At 71.6% G+C, this 19,759-nt stretch carries 21 protein-coding genes; 9 read left to right on the forward strand and 12 right to left on the reverse strand.

Annotated features, from left to right (window positions below):
- The first annotated feature begins 70 nt into the window (after positions 1 to 70).
- Positions 71 to 1,186, forward strand: coding sequence for an FAD-dependent oxidoreductase (locus DWB05_RS02995; RefSeq protein WP_114374897.1), 1,116 nt, complete (start codon positions 71 to 73; stop codon positions 1,184 to 1,186).
- Positions 1,187 to 1,225: 39 nt separating this feature from the next.
- Here DWB05_RS02995 and DWB05_RS03000 read toward each other — a convergent pair whose 3' ends face one another.
- A complete protein-coding gene (locus tag DWB05_RS03000; RefSeq protein ID WP_114374899.1) occupies positions 1,226 to 2,209 on the reverse strand; it encodes an alpha-E domain-containing protein in 984 nt (327 codons plus the stop codon).
- Positions 2,206 to 3,696: a circularly permuted type 2 ATP-grasp protein gene (locus tag DWB05_RS03005; RefSeq protein WP_114374901.1), complete on the reverse strand. Its 1,491-nt coding sequence runs from the start codon at positions 3,694 to 3,696 to the stop codon at positions 2,206 to 2,208. The genes DWB05_RS03000 and DWB05_RS03005 overlap by 4 nt, the downstream gene beginning before the upstream one ends.
- A gap of 168 nt (positions 3,697 to 3,864) precedes the next feature.
- Between DWB05_RS03005 and DWB05_RS03010 the strand changes: the two genes are divergently transcribed.
- Positions 3,865 to 4,368, forward strand: a complete 504-nt coding sequence (locus DWB05_RS03010; RefSeq protein WP_114374904.1) for a hypothetical protein — start codon at positions 3,865 to 3,867, stop codon at positions 4,366 to 4,368.
- A 211-nt stretch (positions 4,369 to 4,579) separates the two neighbouring features.
- Here the strand turns inward: DWB05_RS03010 and DWB05_RS03015 are convergent, their stop codons facing one another.
- Positions 4,580 to 5,644 carry an OmpA family protein gene (locus tag DWB05_RS03015; RefSeq protein WP_114374906.1) on the reverse strand — a complete coding sequence of 355 codons (1,065 nt, stop codon included), beginning with the start codon at positions 5,642 to 5,644 and terminating at the stop codon, positions 4,580 to 4,582.
- Between the two features lie 183 nt (positions 5,645 to 5,827).
- Positions 5,828 to 6,454 carry a 2-dehydro-3-deoxy-6-phosphogalactonate aldolase gene (locus DWB05_RS03020; protein WP_114374908.1) on the reverse strand — a complete coding sequence of 209 codons (627 nt, stop codon included), beginning with the start codon at positions 6,452 to 6,454 and terminating at the stop codon, positions 5,828 to 5,830.
- 59 nt (positions 6,455 to 6,513) lie between these two features.
- On the opposite strand from DWB05_RS03020, the gene DWB05_RS03025 reads away from it, so the two are divergent.
- Positions 6,514 to 7,065, forward strand: coding sequence for a GNAT family N-acetyltransferase (locus DWB05_RS03025; protein WP_157967052.1), 552 nt, complete (start codon positions 6,514 to 6,516; stop codon positions 7,063 to 7,065).
- A 10-nt stretch (positions 7,066 to 7,075) separates the two neighbouring features.
- On the opposite strand, the gene gltX is transcribed toward DWB05_RS03025, so the two are convergent.
- Positions 7,076 to 8,509, reverse strand: coding sequence for a glutamate--tRNA ligase (gene gltX / locus DWB05_RS03030; RefSeq protein WP_114374912.1), 1,434 nt, complete (start codon positions 8,507 to 8,509; stop codon positions 7,076 to 7,078).
- An 81-nt stretch (positions 8,510 to 8,590) separates the two neighbouring features.
- Between gltX and DWB05_RS03035 the strand changes: the two genes are divergently transcribed.
- Positions 8,591 to 10,699: a ComEC/Rec2 family competence protein gene (locus DWB05_RS03035; RefSeq protein WP_232818441.1), complete on the forward strand. Its 2,109-nt coding sequence runs from the start codon at positions 8,591 to 8,593 to the stop codon at positions 10,697 to 10,699.
- Positions 10,700 to 10,708: 9 nt separating this feature from the next.
- On the opposite strand, the gene DWB05_RS03040 is transcribed toward DWB05_RS03035, so the two are convergent.
- Together DWB05_RS03040 and DWB05_RS03045 are read right to left on the reverse strand one after the other, a co-directional pair.
- Positions 10,709 to 11,698, reverse strand: a complete 990-nt coding sequence (locus tag DWB05_RS03040) for a glycerophosphodiester phosphodiesterase family protein (protein ID WP_157967053.1) — start codon at positions 11,696 to 11,698, stop codon at positions 10,709 to 10,711.
- Between the two features lie 194 nt (positions 11,699 to 11,892).
- Positions 11,893 to 12,225 (reverse strand): DUF1491 family protein, encoded by a 333-nt coding sequence (locus tag DWB05_RS03045; RefSeq protein ID WP_114374916.1) that lies wholly within the window; start codon positions 12,223 to 12,225, stop codon positions 11,893 to 11,895.
- Between the two features lie 75 nt (positions 12,226 to 12,300).
- Here DWB05_RS03045 and DWB05_RS03050 point away from each other — a divergent pair, with 75 nt between their 5' ends.
- Complete coding sequence (locus DWB05_RS03050; RefSeq protein ID WP_114374918.1) at positions 12,301 to 12,531, forward strand: hypothetical protein; 231 nt, start codon at positions 12,301 to 12,303, stop codon at positions 12,529 to 12,531.
- Between the two features lie 16 nt (positions 12,532 to 12,547).
- Here DWB05_RS03050 and DWB05_RS03055 read toward each other — a convergent pair whose 3' ends face one another.
- Positions 12,548 to 13,135, reverse strand: coding sequence for a cytochrome b (locus tag DWB05_RS03055; protein WP_114374920.1), 588 nt, complete (start codon positions 13,133 to 13,135; stop codon positions 12,548 to 12,550).
- Between the two features lie 77 nt (positions 13,136 to 13,212).
- On the opposite strand from DWB05_RS03055, the gene DWB05_RS03060 reads away from it, so the two are divergent.
- Positions 13,213 to 13,893 (forward strand): TenA family protein, encoded by a 681-nt coding sequence (locus DWB05_RS03060; RefSeq protein WP_232818368.1) that lies wholly within the window; start codon positions 13,213 to 13,215, stop codon positions 13,891 to 13,893.
- Between the two features lie 74 nt (positions 13,894 to 13,967).
- Positions 13,968 to 14,864 (forward strand): DUF429 domain-containing protein, encoded by an 897-nt coding sequence (locus DWB05_RS03065; RefSeq protein WP_114374923.1) that lies wholly within the window; start codon positions 13,968 to 13,970, stop codon positions 14,862 to 14,864.
- Here the strand turns inward: DWB05_RS03065 and DWB05_RS03070 are convergent.
- The gene (locus DWB05_RS03070) at positions 14,861 to 15,661 is read right to left on the reverse strand and encodes a creatininase family protein (RefSeq protein ID WP_114374925.1); all 801 of its coding nucleotides are present in this window, start codon (positions 15,659 to 15,661) and stop codon (positions 14,861 to 14,863) included. The genes DWB05_RS03065 and DWB05_RS03070 overlap by 4 nt on opposite strands.
- Positions 15,662 to 15,765: 104 nt before the next feature.
- Between DWB05_RS03070 and DWB05_RS03075 the strand changes: the two genes are divergently transcribed.
- Complete coding sequence (locus DWB05_RS03075; RefSeq protein ID WP_114374927.1) at positions 15,766 to 16,455, forward strand: DUF2848 domain-containing protein; 690 nt, start codon at positions 15,766 to 15,768, stop codon at positions 16,453 to 16,455.
- Here the strand turns inward: DWB05_RS03075 and DWB05_RS03080 are convergent.
- The 3 genes from DWB05_RS03080 to DWB05_RS03090 are packed head-to-tail and all read right to left on the reverse strand — an operon-like array spanning position 16,448 to position 18,217.
- Entirely contained in the window at positions 16,448 to 16,996 is a 549-nt protein-coding gene (locus DWB05_RS03080; protein ID WP_332871700.1) for a GNAT family N-acetyltransferase, read from the reverse strand. The two genes, DWB05_RS03075 and DWB05_RS03080, sit on opposite strands and share 8 nt — an antisense overlap.
- Positions 16,997 to 17,049: 53 nt before the next feature.
- Positions 17,050 to 17,235 carry a DUF3553 domain-containing protein gene (locus DWB05_RS03085; protein ID WP_114376521.1) on the reverse strand — a complete coding sequence of 62 codons (186 nt, stop codon included), beginning with the start codon at positions 17,233 to 17,235 and terminating at the stop codon, positions 17,050 to 17,052.
- A 49-nt stretch (positions 17,236 to 17,284) separates the two neighbouring features.
- The gene (locus DWB05_RS03090; protein WP_114374929.1) at positions 17,285 to 18,217 is read right to left on the reverse strand and encodes a M48 family metalloprotease; all 933 of its coding nucleotides are present in this window, start codon (positions 18,215 to 18,217) and stop codon (positions 17,285 to 17,287) included.
- A 114-nt stretch (positions 18,218 to 18,331) separates the two neighbouring features.
- Here DWB05_RS03090 and DWB05_RS03095 point away from each other — a divergent pair, with 114 nt between their 5' ends.
- Complete coding sequence (locus tag DWB05_RS03095) at positions 18,332 to 19,759, forward strand: mannose-1-phosphate guanylyltransferase/mannose-6-phosphate isomerase (protein ID WP_114374931.1); 1,428 nt, start codon at positions 18,332 to 18,334, stop codon at positions 19,757 to 19,759.

Here is a 19,759-nt window from a genome sequence, read left to right on the forward strand (position 1 = left end):
CGGCGGCGTGGCGCAAGAGCCTCTCCGTGGCGTGGGCCGGCGCCGTTGGCGTGAAACCACGGGGCGGCCGATGACGACGCGGCATCTGGTGCTGGTGGGTGGGGGGCACGCGCACCTCGAGGTGCTGCGGCGCTTCGCCGAACGACCGGAGCCCGGCCTCAGGCTCACCCTGATCGCCCGCGAGCCCCGGACCCTCTACTCCGGCATGGTGCCGGGCGTGATCGCTCGCGACTACGAGCTGGAGGAGGCGACGATCCCGCTCGCACCGCTCGCCCGTGCCGCAGGTGCGCGCTTCCTGGTGGACGAGGTCTGCGGTCTCGATCTGGCCGCGAGCACGGTGCGCTGCGTGAGCGGGAAGACCGTCGCGTTCGACCTCGTGTCCCTCGACACCGGCGGTGTGGCCGACCTCTCCGTGCCGGGGGCGGCGGAGCATGCGATCCCCGCCCGCCCGATCGCCGGCTTCGTCGCCCGGATTGGCGAGCTCGACGAGATCGTGCGGTCCGTCAACGAGCCGGCGTTGATTTCCGTCGTCGGTGGTGGCGCGGCGGGCTGCGAACTCGCCCTGGCCTTGAGCATGCGCTACCGCCGGTCGGCGCAGATCAGCCTGCACTGCGGCACGCCGCGCCTGCTCCCGGACTTTCCCCGCGCCGCCGCCCGCAAGGTGGAGCGATGCCTGGGCTGGCGGCTCGGCCGGGCCTACACCGGCGATCCGGTCGTCACTGTGGAAGAGCAGATCCTGCAGCGGGGCTACTGTCAGTCCGCCTTCTTCGATGCCGTGGTGTGGGCGACGGGCGTGGCTGCGCCGCCTTGGCTGCGCAGCACGGCCCTGGCCCTCGATGAGCGCGGCTTCGTCCGTGTCGACCGCAGCCTGCGCAGCGTCAGCGATCCTCGCGTCTTCGCCGCCGGCGACGTGGCGGCGATCGAGGGCGCGTCGGTGCCGAAAGCCGGTGTCTGGGCGGTGCGGGCAGGACCGGTGCTGGCGGAGAATCTTCGCCTGGCGGCAAGAGGGCAGGCGCTGCGCAGCTGGCGGCCGCAGCGCCGGGCTCTCGTGCTGATCAACGCGGGTTGGAAACAGGCGATCGGGATCTGGGGGCCTTTCGTCTTCGAGGGCGAGTGGGTCTGGCGCTGGAAGGACTCGATCGACCGCCGCTTCGTCGCGCGCTACCGGATTGCCGAGCCGGCATGAGATCGTTCCGGCACCGCGCGCGATTGGCCGGGGCCAGCGCTAAAGGGACGGCGTGTCGGGCCGCCAGTCGCGGAAGAAGGCGTTGCCGATTTCCGCAGAGACGGCGATCAGCATCCGCTGCACCCAATCGAGGAACTCATGCAGGCCGCCCGCGATGATCCGCTCGATCGAGCGTTCCTCGAGGCCTGCCCGCACCTCCTCGAGCCGCTCCGCCGGTCGCGCCACGTTCAGCCCGTAACGCTGGCGCAAGGAGTCGAGCATCCCCTCGGCGCGCCGCAGGCAAAGCAAGGTCGAGCGCGGGAAGGCATCGTTCAGCAGCAGGAAGTCGGCAACCGAGGCCGGAGTGAGACCGCGCGGATGCACCCGCCGATAGGCGTGGTAGCCCGCGGCGGCGCGCAGGAGCGCGTGCCACTGCGAGAGATCGAGGGCGGAGCCGACATCGGCGACACTCGGCAACAGCAGGTGGTACTTGATGTCGAGCAACCGCGTGGTCTGGTCGGCGCGCTCGATCTGCCGGCCGAGCTCCAGAAACAGCCAGCCCTGATCGCGGAAGAAGGTGCCTTCGGTGATGCCGGTCTGCAGCTGCACTGCCTCCTTGATCCGCGTGCAAAGGGCGGAGAGGCGATCGGGCGCGATGTCGTCCTCCGAAAGCGCGGTCACCCAGCCGTGGAACTCGTTGATCTGCCGCCACATCTCCGTGCTGATCAGGGGCCTGAGCGTCCGCGCGTTGCGCCGCGCGGCGGAGACCGCGGCCGGGATCGAGGTCGGATTGTCGGCGTCGAGAAGATAGAATCGCCGCACGGTCTCGGGGGCCGGTGGACCGTAGCGGTCACGGAACGGGATCTCGTCGGCGTTGATGCGAACCACGCTTTCCCAGGCCTGAGCGGGACGGCCTGGCGACTCGAAGGTCTGCGTGACGTCGATCACTCGCGCGAGGTTCTCCACCCGCTCGAGGTAACGCGCCATCCAGAACAGCGACTCCGCGTAGCGGGCGAGCAAGGGCGCGGCGGCGAGCGCGCTCATTCGTCCACCAGCACCCAGGTGTCCTTCGACCCCCCGCCTTGCGAGGAGTTCACCACCAGGCTGCCGGCCTTCAGCGCCACACGCGACAGCCCACCCGGCAACACCCAGGTGTCGCGGCCGGTGATGGCGTAGGGCCTGAGATCGAGGTGGCGCGGGCGCAACCCGTCGGGGGTGAGTGTGGGCGCGACGGAAAGCCCGATCATCGGCTGGGCGATCCAGTTCGCCGGATCGGCAAGCAGCTTGGCGCGCGCCGCCTCGAGCTCCGCCTTCGACGCGCGCGGCCCGATGGTGATGCCATAGCCCCCCGATTCGCCGACCGGCTTGATCACCAGCCGCTCGAGATTGGCGAGGGTGGCGGCGAGACCTTCCGGCTCGCGGCAGATCAACGTGTCGACATTGGCGAGGATCGGCTCCTCCGCGAGGTAGTAGCGGATGATGCGCGGCATGTAGGCGTACACCGCCTTGTCGTCCGCCACTCCGGTGCCCACCGCGTTGGCGAGCGCGACGTTGCCCTTGCGCCAAGCCCCGATGAGCCCGGGCACCCCGAGCAGCGAATCGGGGCGGAACACGGTGGGATCGAGGAAGGTGTCGTCGATGCGTCGATAGATCGCGTGCACCGGCGAAAGCCCGCGCGTCGTGCGCATGAACACGCGGTCGTTCTCCACCGCGAGATCGGCCCCCTCGACCAGCGGCACGCCCATCTCGCGGGCGAGGAAGACGTGCTCGAAATAGGCGCTGTTGTAGATGCCGGGGGAGAGCAGCACGACCTGCGGATCGTCAACGCCTTGCGGGGCGATGTCGCACAAGGCCTCGAGCAGCCGCACGCCGTAGCCGTCGACGGGGCGGAGGGTGATCCCCTGCATGAGATCGGGAAACGCGCGCAGCATCGCGTGCCGGTTCTCGATCACGTAGGAAACGCCGGAAGGCGTGCGCGCATTGTCCTCCAGAACGCGGAACGTTCCCCCCTCGTCACGCACGATGTCGATGCCGCAGATGTGCACGTAGGTGCCGAAAGGTACGGGGAACTCGCGCATCTCCGCGCGGTAGTTCGGGTTGCCGAGCACGAGGTCGGCGGGGACTACGCCGTCCTTGAGGATCTTCTGGTCGTGATAGACGTCGTGCAGGAAGAGATTGAGCGCGCGCACCCTCTGGACGACGCCGGCCTCGAGCCGCCGCCATTCCGCCGCGGTGAGGACGCGCGGCACCGGGTCGAAGGGGAGGATGCGATCGATGGCGTTGGCCTCGGTGTAGACGGTGAAGGTGATGCCGAGATTGAACAGGTCGCGCTCGGCTTGGGCCGTGCGACGGCGGAAGTCCTCGAGCGACAGGGCGGCGAGGCGGCGCACGATGAGGGCGAGCGCTCCCCCGTCGCCGGGCCGCGGCGTGGTCAGTTCGCAGAAATAGGGGCCGGGGTCATAGCCGTCGAACACGCCCGCAGACGGCGCAAGCGCAGGGGCATCGAGTCTGGCGCGCAGTTCGGTGGACATCTCTCTTCCCGGTCACCGCGCCGGTGGCCGGCGTTTCCCAAACGTCACAGTAGAGCGCAATCGTGCCTGCGGCCAAGGCGAAACCTTGAACGGGAGCGGGCTTTCCCTGATAACCTTCAACGTATCGCCGGCGGCGGGTTCGCGCCGCGGTCACCCCTGGAGTGAACGATGCGCCAGATCCTGTTCAGTGCCGCAGCGTTCGCGGCAATCGGGCTCGGTGCCGCGGAAGCCGCGGCGCAGGCCTGTGCGAACCCGCGGGAAAAGGCAGCCTTCGATCTGCGTGCGCTGCAGACGCACCTGATGGTCGGGGCGCTCTCCTGCGGCATGCATGACCGCTACAATGCCTTCGTCACCCGGTTCCAGAGCGATCTGGCCGGGGCCCATCGCCACCTCTCTGCCTACTTCACGCGCGTGCACGGTGCCCGCGGCCAGCGCGACCTGAACGAGTACATCACGGCGCTCGCCAACGCGCAGTCGCAGGAGGGTATCCGGCACGGCAACACGTTCTGCGCCCGGGTGGCCCCGATGTTCGATCGGGTCATGGCCTCGTCGGGCGGCAACGATCTTGCCCTGCTCGCGGCGCAAGCCAATCTGCCGCAGGCCTATGCGGTGACCCCGTGCGAAGTGCGCACGGCGCAGACGCCAGCGCAGCCGACGACGCAGCGTCGTTGACCGTCTGAGCTTTCACGACCAGTCCCATACGTGCTGCGGGCCGCTCTCCAGCGGCCCGCTTGTTTTCGTTCGTCTGCACTCAAGCACGCCGCGAGGATCGTGCTCGGGAGCCGTCGGGGTTCCGGCGGGTGTTCGATGCCGCCATGCGCACGGTCCCGAAAAGGAAAGGGGGCGCCGAAGCGCCCCCTGCGAATGCGGCCTCGTGATCGGGTCAGCGAAGCACGATCTCGACGCGGCGGTTCTGCGGCTCGCGCACGTTCGGCCCGGTGGGCACCAGCGGCTGGGTGAAGCCACGGCCGGTGATGACCATCTGCGAACGCGGGATCCCCCGCCGCTCGAGCTCGGCGGCAACCGCATTGGCGCGGCGCAGCGACAGCGCTTGGTTGTAGGCGGCGGTGCCGACGGTGTCGGTGTGGCCGGTGACCTCGATGCGAGTCGCCTGCACGCGCGGGGCATTGGCGGCGGCCTCGGCGATGATTTCGCGCGCACGGTCGGTCAGCGCGGCGCTGTCGAAGTCGAAGAACACCAGGTAGGTGCGGGCCGGAGCCGGCGCAGCGGCTGGGGCCGGAGCCGGGGCCGGCGGCGGCGGGGGCGTGACGCCGAAGGCGTAGCGCAGGCCGATCAGGAAGGTGTGGTTGTAATTGTCCGCCTCGACCCGATTCACGCCCGGCGTGTTGCGGACGGCGAACTCGTTCTGAAGCGTACCGAAGAACCGATATTCGGCGTTGATCGCCAAACCCGGCACAGCGTCGATCGGCACCGACAGGCCAGCGATACCCTGGAAAGCGAAGTTGTTGTCGGTATCGTCAACGCGCTGCGCTCCGCCCCAACGCACGCCATCCCAATTCGTCCAGGCCCAACCGACGCCACCGCCGACATAGGGGTACAGGAAGCCGAGGCCGGGATCCAGGTCGGCAATGGCGTTCACCATCACGCCATAGGTGCGCTGGTTGCCGCCGACACCGGTCTGCCGAACCCGATTCAAGCGGATTTCGTCGACGCTATTGTCGCGGTAGTTGCCTTCGAGCTCGACGCGCGCGCCCAGCCAGGGCGCGAGGCGGCCAAAGCCGTAGCCGATGCGGCCGATGATCGCCCAGCCGCCGTCGAACGAGACCTCGCTGTTGGGATTTGCGGTCGGCCTCGTCCCGATGTCCGTGTCCTGGACGATGTTGTACCCACCCATCAGCCCGATGTAGAGCCCGTCGACCGGCTGGGCGCTGGCCAGGGCAGGAACCACCCCCATCGTCGCGGCCAGAAGCGCGGTGCGCAGCTTCATCCTCTCTCTCCTTACCCCAACTGAGGCGAGACGCCGGGCGGCACCACGCGCGCCCAACCGCCTCGCAATCTTACGGTCGACCGCACCATACAGAAGCCGGCCGCGCGGTGCAGCGGGGGGCGGAGGATTTTCCCGGGCTGTTGCACCAAGAGCACAGTGTGGCTCGCCTGCGCCCCTGGACCGTCAGCGGAGCGCTTGGCGGAAGGCCTCGGCCCGGCGCGTCACGTCCTCAGGACGCTCGCCATGCCGAAACAGGGCGCGCCCCACCGCAAAGCCGGCCGCCCCCGCCGCCCGCCACGCGGCGATCGAGTCGGCGACGATGCCTCCCACGGGAAGCACCGGCAGGGACGGCGGCAGCACGGCGCGCACCGCGGCGAGATGCGCAGGGCCCCCGGTTTCGGCCGGGAACAGGGTCAGGGCGTCCGCCCCGGCCTCGATGGCGAGCAGGGCTTCGGTGGCGGTGAAGAACCCGGGCAGGACGACGAGCCCCAGTCGATCGGCATGCGCGATCACGCGCGGGTCGGCGTGCGGCATCATGATCAGCCGCCCTCCCGCCTCCGCCACCCGCTCGACTTCCGCCACGCTGCGCACCGTCCCCGCACCGACGAGGATGTCGGCCGGCAAGGCTTCCGTCAGGCGCGCGATCGAGGCGAGCGCGGCCGGCGCGCTCAGCGGCACCTCGACCACGCACCAGCCGGCCGCCACCACGGCCCGCGCCACCGGCACCACCTCGTCCGGCGTGACGCCGCGCAGGATGGCGACGAACGGGCAGCGTTCGAGCCAGGGCGCGATGCGGGACGATTCGGTCATGGCCTCGCGCCGGCAAAGAGGCGATGGTCGCCGCACGGGCGGCGTGCCAGGGTGCCGGCATGACGGACATGCCAGACCTGCCGCCCACTCTCGAGACGCCGCGGCTTCGCCTGCGCCCCTTTCGGGCCGAGGATCTCGGCCCCTGGTGCGCGATGATGGCCGACCCCGAGGTGGTGCGCTTCCTCGGCACCGGCACCCAAGCCGGCAGACCGCGCCGCTTCGACGAGGCCTGGACGCTGCTCGCCACGCTGATCGGGCAGTGGACGCTGCGCGGGTACGGCATGCTGGCGGTCGAGGAGCGCGCGAGCGGTCGATTCGTCGGGCGCGCCGGCATCGTGCATCTTCCCGCTTGGCCCGAGCCCGAACTCTCCTACGCCCTCGTGCGCCACACCTGGGGCCGCGGCTACGCCACCGAGGCCTGCCGCGCGGTGCTCGAGTGGGCGTGGGCTCGGTTTCCGTTCGAGCGGCTCGCCAGCTACATCGCGCCGGGCAACACCGCCTCGGAGCGGGTGGCGGCGAAGCTCGGCGCGGTGCGCGAGGGGCCGATCGATCTCCTCGGCACGCCGGTCATCGCCTGGGTGCATCGCCGCCTGCCGTCCGCGCTCGCCTGACCCTGAGCGCTCAGGGGCCGACCGCGCTGGCCGCGAGCCGCCCCGCACGCTCGATCGCCGCCTCGACCCGCACGCGTGTCTCCGCCGGGCCGAGGGCTGCCGCAACGTCGAAGATCGGCGGCGAGGTGGTCATCCCGGTCAGCGCCGCGCGCAGCGGCATCGCCACGTCCTTGAGCTTGATGCCCTTGCTCTCGGCGAAGGCGCGGGCGGCTTGCTCGAGCGGACCGGGCTCCCATGCCGTGTCCCGCCATGCCTCGAGCAACGCGCCGAGCGCCGCGCAGGACGCCGGCGTGAGCAACGCCTCGGCCTTGGGGTCGAACGGCAGCGGCACCGGATGGGCGAGGAAGACGGCCGAGTCGGCGAGCTCCTCCAACGTACGCGCCCGCTCCTTCAGCCCCGGCATCAGCACGCGCAGGCGGGCGGCGACCTCCGCCCCCGGGGGGGCCCCGAGGCGTCGTTCGAGCCGCGGCAGCGTCTCGGCGACCAGCCGTTCGTCGTCCGCCCGCCTGAGCCAAACCCCGTTCAGGTGCAAGAGCTTGGCGTAGTCGAACCGCGCGGCACCCCGACCGACGTCCGAGAGGTCGAAGATCGCCGCCGCCTCATCCATGCCGATCACCTCGATGTCACCATGCCCCCACCCGAGGCGAAGCAGGTAGTTGGCGACCGCCTCCGGCAGATAGCCCTGGTCGCGGAACTCGAGCACGGAGACGGCGCCGTGACGCTTCGAGAGCTTGGTGCCGTCCTGGCCATGGATCAGCGGGATGTGGGCGAAGGCCGGGCGCTGCCAGCCGAGCGCATCGTAGAGCTGGCACTGGCGGAAGGTGTTGGTGAGGTGATCGTCGCCACGAATGACGTGGGTGATGCCCATGTCGTGGTCGTCCACCACCACGGCGTGCAGGTAGGTGGGGCGGCCGTCGGAGCGGAGGATAATCATGTCGTCGAGTTCGCTGTTGGCGACCCGCACCGTGCCCTGCACCAGGTCCTCGACCACCGTCTCGCCCTCGCGCGGCACCTTCAGCCGGATCGCGCCCGGCACCCCGGGCGGGGCCTCGGCGGGGTCACGGTCGCGCCAAGCGCCGTCGTAGCGCGGGGGCCGACCTTCCTTCAGCGCCCGCTCGCGCATGGCCTGCAGCTCCTCCGCCGTCTCGTAGGCGTAGTAGGCCTTGCCGGCGGCGACCAGGGCGCGCGCCACCTCGGCATGGCGCGCCTCCCGCTGGCGCTGGAAGAGGGGCGGCTCATCGGGCGTGATGCCGAGCCAAGCGAGGCTCTCCAGGATCTGCTCCACCGCGCCCGGCACCTCGCGCGCGGTGTCGGTGTCCTCGATCCGCAGCAGGAACTTCCCGCCGTGGCGACGCGCGAACAGCCAGTTGTAGAGGGCGGTGCGGGCACCGCCGACGTGCAGGAAGCCGGTGGGCGAGGGCGCGAAGCGGGTGACGACCGTCATCGGGGCTGATCTCCGAAGCCGGCGTTAGCATACCGGGGCGAGGCACGGTAAGCTGCACGCGAAGGTTGCAGGCCGTTGAGCGTGCTGCAGGTCCCCTCCCCGCCTCCGGCCCTCGGGGCTCAGGTCCCGCCCGTCCAGTTCGCCCGGTCTCTGCCGCTCGCCGCCGCGCCCGGCTTGCCGTGGCTCGCCGTCGCCTTCGGCTGCGGCATCGCCCTCTACTTCGCCCTGGCCCGCGAACCCCCGGTCTGGACAGCGGTCGCCGGCGTCCTGATCGCCGCCGGCCTCGCCGCGATGACGCGCCGATCGCGCCTGTTCGCCCTCACGCTTGTCGTGCTGGCCGCCTCGCTCGGCTTTTCCGCCGCCGTGCTGCGCACCGCCGGCCAACCGCCCCTTGCCGATCTGCCGCCGCGCGCCGTGCTGGTGGAGGGGGTGGTCGCGTCGGTGGACGTCCTGCCGGAGGGCAGGCGGGTCAGGCTGACGCGGCCGATCCTGCAGGGGGACGGGGCGGAACTTCCGCGCGACCTCAGGATCCGCCTGCATCGCGCTGATTCCCTGGATCTTTCTCCCGGCGAGAGGATCCACCTGCGGGCGCTGCTTCGCCCGCCCGCGCCACCGGCCGCGCCGGGCGCCTTCGACTTCCAGCGCCACGCCTTCTTCTCCGGCCTCGGCGGTGTGGGCTTCGCGCTCGCCCCGGCCGAGCGGCTGCCGTCCGAGGCCGCCCCGCCAACCTCGACCAGCCTTGCCGCTCTGCGCCAGGCGATCATCCTCCGCGTCCTCGCCACCCTCGGCGGGGTGGAAGGCGCGGTCGCCGCCGCCCTGCTCACCGGCCAGCGTCAGGCGATCCCCGAGCCCGTGCTGGAGGATCTCCGACGATCGGGCCTCGCTCACTTGCTTGCGGTGTCGGGCCTGCACGTCGGCATCGTCGCCGGGCTCGCCTACCTCGTCTGCCGCTTCGCCCTCGCGCTCTGGCCGCCGCTCCTGCTGCACCTTTCGGCGAAGAAGGTGGCCGTGCTGATCGGGGTCGCGGCCGGTTTCGGCTACATGCTGCTGACCGGAAGCCAGGTGCCGATGCGGCGGGCGGTGGCGATGGCCGCGCTGTTCGCGCTCGCCGTGCTGCTCGATCGTCGGCTGTCCGCCCTGCGCGCGCTCGCCTTCGCCGCCCTCGTGGTGCTGGCGCTGCAGCCGGAGGCGCTGGTCGGCGCCTCGTTCCAGATGAGTTTCGCCGCTGTGCTCGCCCTCGTCGCCGCCTGGGAGGGGTTGCGGCGGAGTTGGCTCAGCCCCCGTCGGGAGCGAAGTCACGCCGCCCGCCTCGCCGTCGGTTTCGCCGCCCTGCTCGTCACCTCGCTCGTTGCCTCGGCCGCCACCACACCCTTCGTCGCGCACCATTTCCAGCGCGTGCCGCTTTACGGTGTGGCGGCGAACGCGCTCGCCGTGCCCCTGACGAGCGTCTGGATCATGCCGTGGGGCTTGGTGGCCCTCGGCCTGATGCCGCTCGGGCTCGAGCGGCTCGCCCTCGCACCGATGGGCTGGGGGATTTCCGCCGTGGTGGCGGTGGCTGAGGTCGTCTCATCCTGGCCGTTCGCTGCCCCGGCCCTTCCCGCCTCGCCGTCCTGGACGCCGGCCGCAGCCGGGATTGGGCTCGTCCTTCTTTGCCTCGCCCGCCCCGTGCTCAAGCTCGTCGGCGTCGTGCTGCTCGCTGCCGGGCCAGTCGCCGCGTTCGTCCTGCCGCAGCCCGACCTGCTGATCGCCCCGGACGGCAGGGCGCTCGCGCTGCGGGTCGAGCGCACGTGGCACCTGCACGCTCGGCCGGATGCCGACCGTTTCGTGCTGGCGCAGTGGCGTCAGCGGGCGGGCGACGTGGCGTTCCTCCCGCTCGACCTCGCCTCTTCTCCCTCGCCCGCCCTCCGGTGCGATCGCGATGCGTGTCTGATCGGCCCCGAGGAGCGACCGCAAGCGATCCTGCTCCTGCGCGAGGGCCCCGTCTCACCCTGGTGCGGGCGCGCGCCGCTGATCGTCTCGCTCGAGCCGGTGCGCGGGCGCTGTGCGGCCTCGGTGGTGCTCGATCGCTTCGCCCCATGGCGCAACGGCGCCTACGCGATCCGCTTCGACGGCCCCGAGATCGTCTCCGACGCCGCTTGGCGCGGCGAGCGGCCCTGGGTTCGGCTGCCCGGCCGTCGCCCGGCCGAGTGACGTCCGGCCTCAGGCCGAAACCCGACGCGCCGCGGCGAGGCCGAGGAGGGCGAGCCCGAACAGCGCAGCAGTGGCCGGTTCCGGCACCGGAAAGAGTTCATTGCGAACGGCCACCCCGATGTCGGGGTGGTTGCTGAACACCCCGTCCACGCCGCGGCCGAAAAACAACCGGTACGCCGCCGGATCGTCGGTCAGTGTGTAGACGTGCACGAGAAGGCCAGCAGCCTGCGCCGTACCGATGCAGGCCTCGGTCGCCGCCGGGGCGTTCACCCCGATGCCGTCGGCGAAGGCGCGCAGGGCAGCCGCCGCCTCGGCCGTGGCGGGGCAGGTCGGCACCGGCGGGAAGCCCGACCCGTCCGGCAGGGTGAAGGTGAGCGCCACCAGCGGCAGAGCGGTCTTCGGCCGCAGATACTGCAGGACAGCCGGGATGAAGGACTGGATGAACACGGCCTCCGGTCGCTCGAACAGCCCGTCCCAGCGTGGGTCGGCGAGTTCGGCGAGCAACGCATCGGCCATCGCCGTGAGGTAGGCGATGCCGGCGGCCGGGCCGAGCGCCTGGGTGAACTTCAGCTCGGGATAGACGCCGACGATGTGACCCGTGTCGCGCCAATGCTCATAGGCGATCTCAAGAACCTCCGTGAAAGTCGTAACCTTGAACGGTTCGCTGCCGTCGTAGAAACCGTTACCGGGGCGCGAATAACCGGCGGTGCCGCGCGAGCGCGCGGTCAGTTGCCGGATCTCGGCGAGATCGAAGTCGAACACGTAATAGAGGGGTCGCCCGCCCACGATGCGGGCGCGATCGGTCCACCCCTTTGCCGCCGCGACCTCCTGGATGTTGGTGGTCGCGTTCAGCGTGTCGTCGTGCAGGGCGACGAGCCGACGGTCACGGGTGAGAAAGAGGTCGGGCTCGATGAAATCCGCCCCCTGACGGATGCCGAGCCGGTAGGCCTCGATGGTGTGCTCGGGGAGATAGCCCGAAGCGCCGCGATGGGCGATCACGATCGGCCGCTCCACAAGGGGACCGGCCGTCACATCAGGGCCCATGCCTGCAGCGCCGGCGATTACCAGACCGGCAAGCAAAGACCTGCGCATGCGCTCCCCTCTCCCCTCGGCGTGCACGGCTTCCGCTGCACACCGATCTACCCGCTCCGACGCTGGCGTGGGTGACGATGGCATGACGTTGCGGCGCCGGGTCAGACGATCCGCGCTTCGAAGGGCAGGGTGCCGTCGGGAGCCTCGATCTCCACCACCCAGAGATCGGGGTCGCGCCGCAGCGCCCGCGCGACATACGCGTCGAGCGCCGCTTCATCCGCCGGCCCCTCGCCGAGGGCGCGCAGCCAGGCGGGCCGTCCCTGCCCGTCGAACGCCTCCACGAGCGGCACCGGGCCCTCCCGCGCGCGCAGGACCAGGACGACGCCACCCGAATCCGGATCGCCCTTGCGCAGGACGACGGCAGTGCGCGCCGCCCGGTCGCACTGCCGAACGAGCGCCTGCACCCAGAGCGCCGTCTTCAGCCGCGGATCCACGGCGACACCCGATGGCCGGCGGCTTGCGGCACGCTCAGCCGGCCGTTACACCCGGCGCGCTGCGAAGGGAGAGCCATGGCGAAGACCAAGTCGGAGAAGGATCCGACCGCCGGCATGAGCGAGGCGAAACGCGCCTACGAGGCGCGCCGGGCGGAGAAGGCCGGCATGAGCCTCGAGAAGTGGCTGGCGCAGAAAGAGAAGGCCAAGCGCGCGGAAGCAGCGGCATCTGCCGCGGGCGCGACGCCGGTGCGGACGGCCAAGAGGTCCGGCGTCTTGGGCCGCCTGTTGGGGCGCGGTAAGGGCTGAGCCGGCGGCTCACGCCTCAGAGCATCCGCATCAGGGTGCCGTCGCGACGAATGGCATGATGCCAGATCGCCGCCCCCACGTGCAGCACGAGCAGCACCACGAGCGCGTAAGCGATCCAGGTGTGCGTCGCCTGCAGGGCCCGCGCCAGAGTCTCGTCTTTCGCCACCACCGCGGGGATGTCGATGAAGCCCAAGTAGGCGGTGGCCCCCTGCATCGGGAAACCCCAGGCGTTGGTGGCGAGGAAGCCGAAGATCGGCTGCAGGATCAGGGCGGCGTAGAGCATGCCGTGCACCGCCTGCGCGCCCACCCGCATGGCGACCGGCAGGTGGGCGGGCAAGGGTGGCGGGGGGTTGGCGATCCGCCAGGCGAGCCGGGCCACGGAGACGAACAGGATGGTGAGTCCGGCACTCTCGTGAATGGCGTAGAAGACGAGCTTGGTCGCGAAGGGGTCGGGCTTGATGTACTTGATGACGAACCCCGTGGGCAGCGCGATCAGCATCAGCCCGAGCGTGATCCAGTGGAACCACTTGGCGACGGTGGAGTACTGCCCGTCGGGGTGAGCCGCGTCGGTACCCTCCAGCAAGCGCGCCGTCGCCTGGCTCATCGTCGTCCCTCTCCGCTGCCGATCCCCTTCGGCGCATACACTTGGGCAGGGTGGAGCGAAAGCGTAGCCTCCGTGACATGACCGGCACGACACCGATGACCGAAACGACGGCACGACCGACCGAGCGGTTGCGCGCCCTCTCCGAACCCGACTGGTCGGCCGCCGTCGGACACCGCTTCGTCTCCGAACTCGCCGCCGGCACGCTTGATCACGGCGTGATGCGGCGCTACCTCGTGCAGGACTATCAATTCCTCGACTCCTTCGTCGCCCTGCTCGGCGCCGCCATCCACGCCGCGCCAGGCTTGCCGCAGCGGATCGTGCTCGGCCGCTTCCTCGGCCTCGTGGTGTCGGAGGAGAACACCTACTTCCAGCGCAGTTTCGATGCCCTCGGCGTGCCCGAGGCGGACCGCACCGCCCCTGCCCTGCTGCCGCCCACCGCCGGGTTCCGGGCGCTGATGCGCGAGGCGGCGGCAGGCGGGCGGTGGGGCGAGATGCTCGCCGTGCTGACGGTGGCCGAGTGGTCCTACCTCACCTGGGCGACGTCGGTCGCCGACCGCGACCCGGGCTGGTTCGTCTTCCGCGAGTGGATCACGCTGCATTCCGGGCCCGGCTTCGAGGCGCTCGTCGGCTTCCTGCGCGAGGAACTCGATCGCGCCTTCGAGGCGGCGGACGAGGCCGGGCGCGAGCGCATCGCCAGCCTGTTCCGACGGGCGGTCGCGCTCGAGCGCGCCTTCTTCGACGCCGCCTACGCCGCCTGAGCCCTCTTCCCTACCCCATCGTCGCCCATGCCGACTGGAGCGGGGCGAAGACCGGTGCGGCGGCGAAGCGCCGGGTGACGATCGCCCGCCGAGCCGGGCAAGGCTGGCGGCTGGAGGCGCCCGCCCCGGTGCCCGATCCGCTCCGGCTCGTCGCCGACCTCGCCCGCGCGGCCGAGGCTGCGGGCGGGGCGGCCGTGCTCGGGCTCGACTTCCCGATCGGCCTGCCGCTCGGCTTCGTGCGCGCGGCCGGCTTGCGCGAGGGGGGCTTCCTCTCCTTCCTGGAACGGGCGTGCGACGGCGCGTTCCTCACCCCTGCCGCCGCGCTCGACGAGGTCTCCGCCGCCCGTCCGTTCTTCCCGGCCGGTCCCCTGGCCGGGCGGGGGCTCAAGGCGGACTTCCTCGCCCGGCTCGGCCTCGATGCCGAAACGGCACTCCGCCTCTGCGACCGGCGTGGCGAGACGGTGCGCGCGTCCTGCGGCGTGTTCTGGACCCTGGGCGCCGATCAGGTGGGCAAGGCGGCGATCGCCGGCTGGCGCGACCTCCTGCTGCCCGCGCGACGCAACGGCCTGCCGGTCGCGGTCTGGCCGTTCGAAGGCGATCTCGCCGCCCTCGCCCACCCCGGCCGCGTCGTGCTGGCCGAGGCCTATCCGGCCGAGGCCTATGCCCGCATCGGCCTCGCCCGGCCGACCCGCAAGCGCGACCCCACCTGGCGGGCGGCGCAGGCCGAGGCGATCCTCGCCTTCGCGGCGGAACACCGGGTTTCGCTCACGCCGGAGGCGGCTACGGCCGTGCGCGGTGGTTTCGGCCCGTCTGCCGACGGCGAGGATGCCTTCGACTCGTGCCTCGGCGCGCTCGGCATGATCCCCGTCGCGGAGGGCCGCCACCCGGAGGGGCCGGCCTTGCCGGCCGACGTCCGGGCCTGGGAGGGGTGGATGCTCGGGCGGATGGATGTCCCAAAATCAAAGGGTTAGTGCTTGCTCCGGAGGTGGACGATGAGCTGCGCCACCTCCTCGGCGAGCCACGTGACCGCCCGCTCGCCGGTCGCCGCATCGCCGAGCCGGGGGGCGCCGGCCGCGACCCCGCTGGGCGCGATCTCGTCGATCGCAACCGGCAGGGCGACCTCGAGGTCGCCGAACCACGCGGTGCCGAAGCCGCTGACGGGAAGGCCCGCCACCGTGGCCGGTGCAGCCGGAGCGGGAATCGCCTCGGGGCGGCAGAGGTCGGGGCGAAGGGCGAGCGCGACCGACCACACGGGGTCGGCGCCATGACCAAGTCGTGCCGTGGCACCCTCTCCCGCCAGTCGTGGCCAGGCGGCGGCAAGAACCGCCCAGACGTGGACCGTCGGCACGATCACCCCGCGGCTCTCGCGCACATCCCGCACCACCTCCTCGATGACCGCGCGGTTGCCGCCGTGCCCGTTCACGACGAGCAGGCGATCGAGCCCATGCGCTGAGAGACGCGCGATCATGTCGGCAAGCACGGCGCGCAAGGTGGCCGGCGAGAGGGCGATCCCGCCGGGCGTGGGGCCGAAGAAATCCGCCCCACCGAAAGGCAGGACCGGAACGACCAGGGTGTCGGCGTCGCGCGCCGCGGCGCGTTCGGCGATCCGCAAGGCGATCGCCTCGACCAGCAGGTGGTCGCCCATCGGGGCGTGCGGCCCGTGATCCTCCAGGCTGCCGAGCGGCAGCAGAAGGGTGGGCCGGGCGGCGAGGCGGGCGCGCGCCTCGGCGCCGGTCAGTTCGGCCAGGCGAAAGCGGAACGGCATCATCGCGACCCTGCCCGGCCGCGACGCATCCGCCAAGCCCAGGCCGGGCGCTCCTCGACCGCAAGCCAAGTCCCTAAAGTGCGCCCGCAAGCCCGGAGCCGCTCGCCATGACGCCCCTCGCCTTCCGCTGCCTCTCCCGCGCCGGGGAAATGCTCGTGTCGTTCGTTCCCCGCGCCGTCGTCATCGCCGGGCTGACGGGGCGGGACCGCGCGGCGGTGGAGCACCACGTGGAGGAGCTGCGTGCCCTCGGCGTTCGCCCGCCGGCGACCATCCCCGCCTATTTCCGCAACGGCGCCAACCTGCTCACCACCGACACCGAAATCGAAACCCTCGGCGCGGACGGCTCCGGGGAGGTGGAGTTCGTGCTCGTCTCGCTGCCGGACGGGCTCTGGGTCGGCCTCGGTTCCGACCACACGGACCGCAGGGTCGAGACCTACGCCATCGACGTCTCGAAGCAGCTCTGCCCCAAGCCGATGGCACCGCTGCTCTGGCGCTTCGACGAGGTGGCCCCGCATTGGGACAGCCTGGTCCTGCGCTCTTGGATCGAGGAGGGCAGCCCGCCCCGGCTCGTGCCCTACCAGGAGGGGGTCGCTGCCGCCATCCGCCCGCCCGCCGAGCTGATCGCCGGCTTCACCGGCGGGGCCCCGTTGCCGGTCGGCACCGTGCTGTTCGGCGGCACCTTCGCGGCGCGCGGCGGCATCAGGCCATCGTGCCGCTTCGAGATGGAACTCGAGGATCCGGTACTGGGGCGCGTGATCCGGCACGGCTACCGGGTGCGCACGCTCCCGCTCACCTGACCTCCGCTCCGCGCGACCCCAGGATCCGCTGCAGCAGCACGAGGTCGAGCCAGCGGTCGAACTTGCGGCCGACCTCTGGCAGGAAACCGACGCGGACGAAGCCGAAACGCTCGTGCAGGCCGAGGGAGGGGGCGTTCCCGGCCTCGACGGCGGCGACCATCACGTGCATCCCCTGGGCTTCGGCGCGCGCGATGAGGGCGGCGAGCAGGGCCTTGCCGTGGCCGCGGCCTTGCGCGGTGGGATGGACGTAGAGCCCGTGCTCCACCGTATGCGCATAGCCCTCGAAGGGGCGGAACGGTCCGTAGCTCGCGAAGCCGCAGACGCGCCCTGCTTCCTCGGCAACGAGCACGGGGAAGCCGGCCGCGCGTCGCTCCGCCATCCAGGCTGCTCGCCCCTCGCGCGTGGCCGGGCGGATGTTCCAGTTCGCCGTCGAGTTCAGGATCGCGTCGTTGGTGATCTCGAGGATGGCGTCGAGATCGGCGTCTGTCGCGTCGCGGATGGTCATGCCGGTCGAGGGCTCGGGGTTGCGCGCCGTCTGCATGCCACCGCCCCGCTTCGCTGGCGAGGGGGTGCCCCAAGACCCCGCCGTCGGGCCTAACGGGCGTCGCGCGGCTCCTCGACCGCCTCCAGGCTCACCACCGCGACATTGACCAGGAGCTTGCCGGCGTTCTCGAAGTTCACCGTCACCCGTGCGCCCACCACCGACTGCACCTGGCCCTCGCCCCAGTCGGGACGGGCGGGGTTGCGCACGCGCATGCCGGGAACGAGGGGACAGCTCATGATCACCACATGCGGGCCCTCGGCCGGCCTGCCAAGAGCCTCCGCCGGCTCAGCGCCGCCAGGGCAGGCGACGCCGCGGGCTGGGCAGGACCTCCCCCCAGGGTGAGCCGGCCCAGACCGGCAAGGCGGGCCGCACCACCACGGTCGCCTCGCGCAGGGCGGCCACCCGCTCGGCGATGGTGGGATGGGTGCGGAAGAACCTGAGCCAGCGAGGGCCACGGCTCGCCAGCCGCTCGAAATCGTCGCCCTGCAGGCGCTCCAGGGTGAGCAGGGCCGAGGCGAGGCCCTGCGGGTCGCCCGTCAGCTCCACCGCGCCGGCGTCCGCCAGGAACTCGCGCGTGCGCGAGAGTGACAGGGTCAACAGGTCGGAGAGCAGGGGGGCGACGACGAGAAGGGCGGGCAGCAACGGGTGGGCCCCGACCGCACCGGTGCCCCACAGCAGCAGAACGAGAACCCCTGCCTGCGCCATCGCCCGCGTGATGGCGGAGGCCTGGGCGGCCAGGCGCATGACGAACAGATCGCCGTGCCGGATGTGGCTCACCTCATGCGCGAGCACGCCCGCGAGCTCCGCCGGTGTCAGCGTTTCGACCAGGGCACGCGTGACGCCGATGCCGGGTTTGTCCAAGGTGCCGGCGGCCACCGCCTGCAGCACGGGCTGCGGCAGGAGGTATAGGGCGGGCGTGACGGGAAGGTTCGCCCGCCGCGACAGCTCGCCGAGAAGGGCGAACAGGCCCGGAGCGACGAACGGGGTGAGACGCGCCGCGCCGAAGCCTTGACGGAACACCGCATCGGCCGGCAGCGCGCCGAAGGCGAGCCCTCCCGCCATCATCGCCGCACCGAGCACGAGCCCGTCCGGCCCCGCCGCCAGCCAGCCGATGGCGGCGGCAAGGAGCACGAGGACGAGCAGGGTCAGCGCCGTTTCGAGCCGGTTCCGTCTCTGCAGGCGGGCAAGCGTGGCGGGGTCGACCGCATAGCGTACCATGTCGCCAAGGTGGGGCCTCGCCGCGGGAGAGGAAAGCGGCGGCCTGTTCGGCCCCGAGTGCCGCGGCTATACGGGGGCGCACCCGCTTGCCCCGCCAACAGCCCTGGTTGCCCGATGTCGGACCTCGCCGCGATCATCCCCGTCATCCTCTCCGGCGGCTCGGGCACCAGGCTGTGGCCGGCCAGCCGAGAGACCTACCCCAAGCAGCTTCTCCCGCTGGTCTCCGAGCGGCCGATGATCGTCGAGACCGCGCTGCGCGCGCCGGCCTCCGCCGGCTTCGCGCCCCCGATCGTGGTCTGCAACGAGGCGCACCGCTTCATCATCGCCGAGCAGCTGCGCGAGGCCGGCATCGAGGGCGCGCGCATCGTGCTCGAACCCCAAGGGCGCAACAGCGCCCCCGCCATCGCGGCCGCCGCCCTGCTCGCCGCCGAGACCGACCGGCACGCCGTGCTGTGGATGATGGCCGCCGATGCGGTGATCGACGACCTCGCCGCGCTGCATGTGGCGGTGGCAACCGCCGCTCGGGCGGCCCGGGCCGGACGGATCGTCACCTTCGGCATCGCCCCGACCCGGGCGGAGACGGGCTACGGCTGGATCGCCCGCGGCGAGCCGGTCCCCGGCGTCGAAGGGTGCTTCGCCGTGGCCCGCTTCATCGAGAAGCCCGATGCGGCGACGGCGCGGCAGCTGCTGGAAGCGGGCGGCATGTTCTGGAACAGTGGGATGTTCGTCTTCGCCGCGGAAACCTTGCTGGCCGAGATGGAGCGTCTGGCGCCGGAGGTGCTGGGCGCGGTGCGCGCGGCAGTGGCGGAGCGTCGGGCCGATCTCGACTTCCTCCGCCTCGGCCCCTCCTTCGCCGCCTCGCCGGCGATCAGCCTCGACTACGCGGTCGCCGAGAAGACGGACCGGGCTGCCGTGGTGCCCTGCGGCTTCGGCTGGTCCGACGTCGGCTCCTGGGCCGCGCTGTGGGAGCTCGCGCCGCGCGATGGTGCCGGCAACGCCGCCATCGGCTCGGTGCTGCTGGAGGACTGCCGTGGGTCGTACGTGCGCAGCAACGGACCCCTCGTCGCCGCGCTCGGGCTTGCGGACACCGTCGTGGTCGCCGACGACGACGCGGTGCTGGTGGTTCCCCGCGCCCGGGCGCAGGACGTCAAGCGGATCGTCGATCGGCTGAAGGCAGCAGGGCGGCGAGAGGCGACCGAGCATCGCCGAATCTACCGCCCCTGGGGCTTCTACGAGGGGCTGATCGCCGGCGAGCGGTTCCAGGTGAAGCGGATCGTGGTGCGCCCGGGCCGGCAGCTCTCGCTGCAGAAGCACTACCACCGCGCCGAGCACTGGGTGGTGGTCAACGGCACGGCGCTCGTCACACGCGACAACGAACAGATCCTCCTGCGCGAGAACGAGAGCGTCTACCTGCCGTTGGGGTGCGTGCACCGGCTGGAGAACCCTGGGAAGATCCCCCTTGCCCTGATCGAGGTGCAATCGGGCGCCTATCTCGGCGAGGATGACATCGTCCGCCTCGAGGACGTGTACGGCCGAGCGTGA

The sequence above is a fragment of the Elioraea thermophila (ex Habib et al. 2022) genome (assembly GCF_003336755.1).
Lineage (GTDB): Bacteria > Pseudomonadota > Alphaproteobacteria > Acetobacterales > Acetobacteraceae > Elioraea > Elioraea thermophila.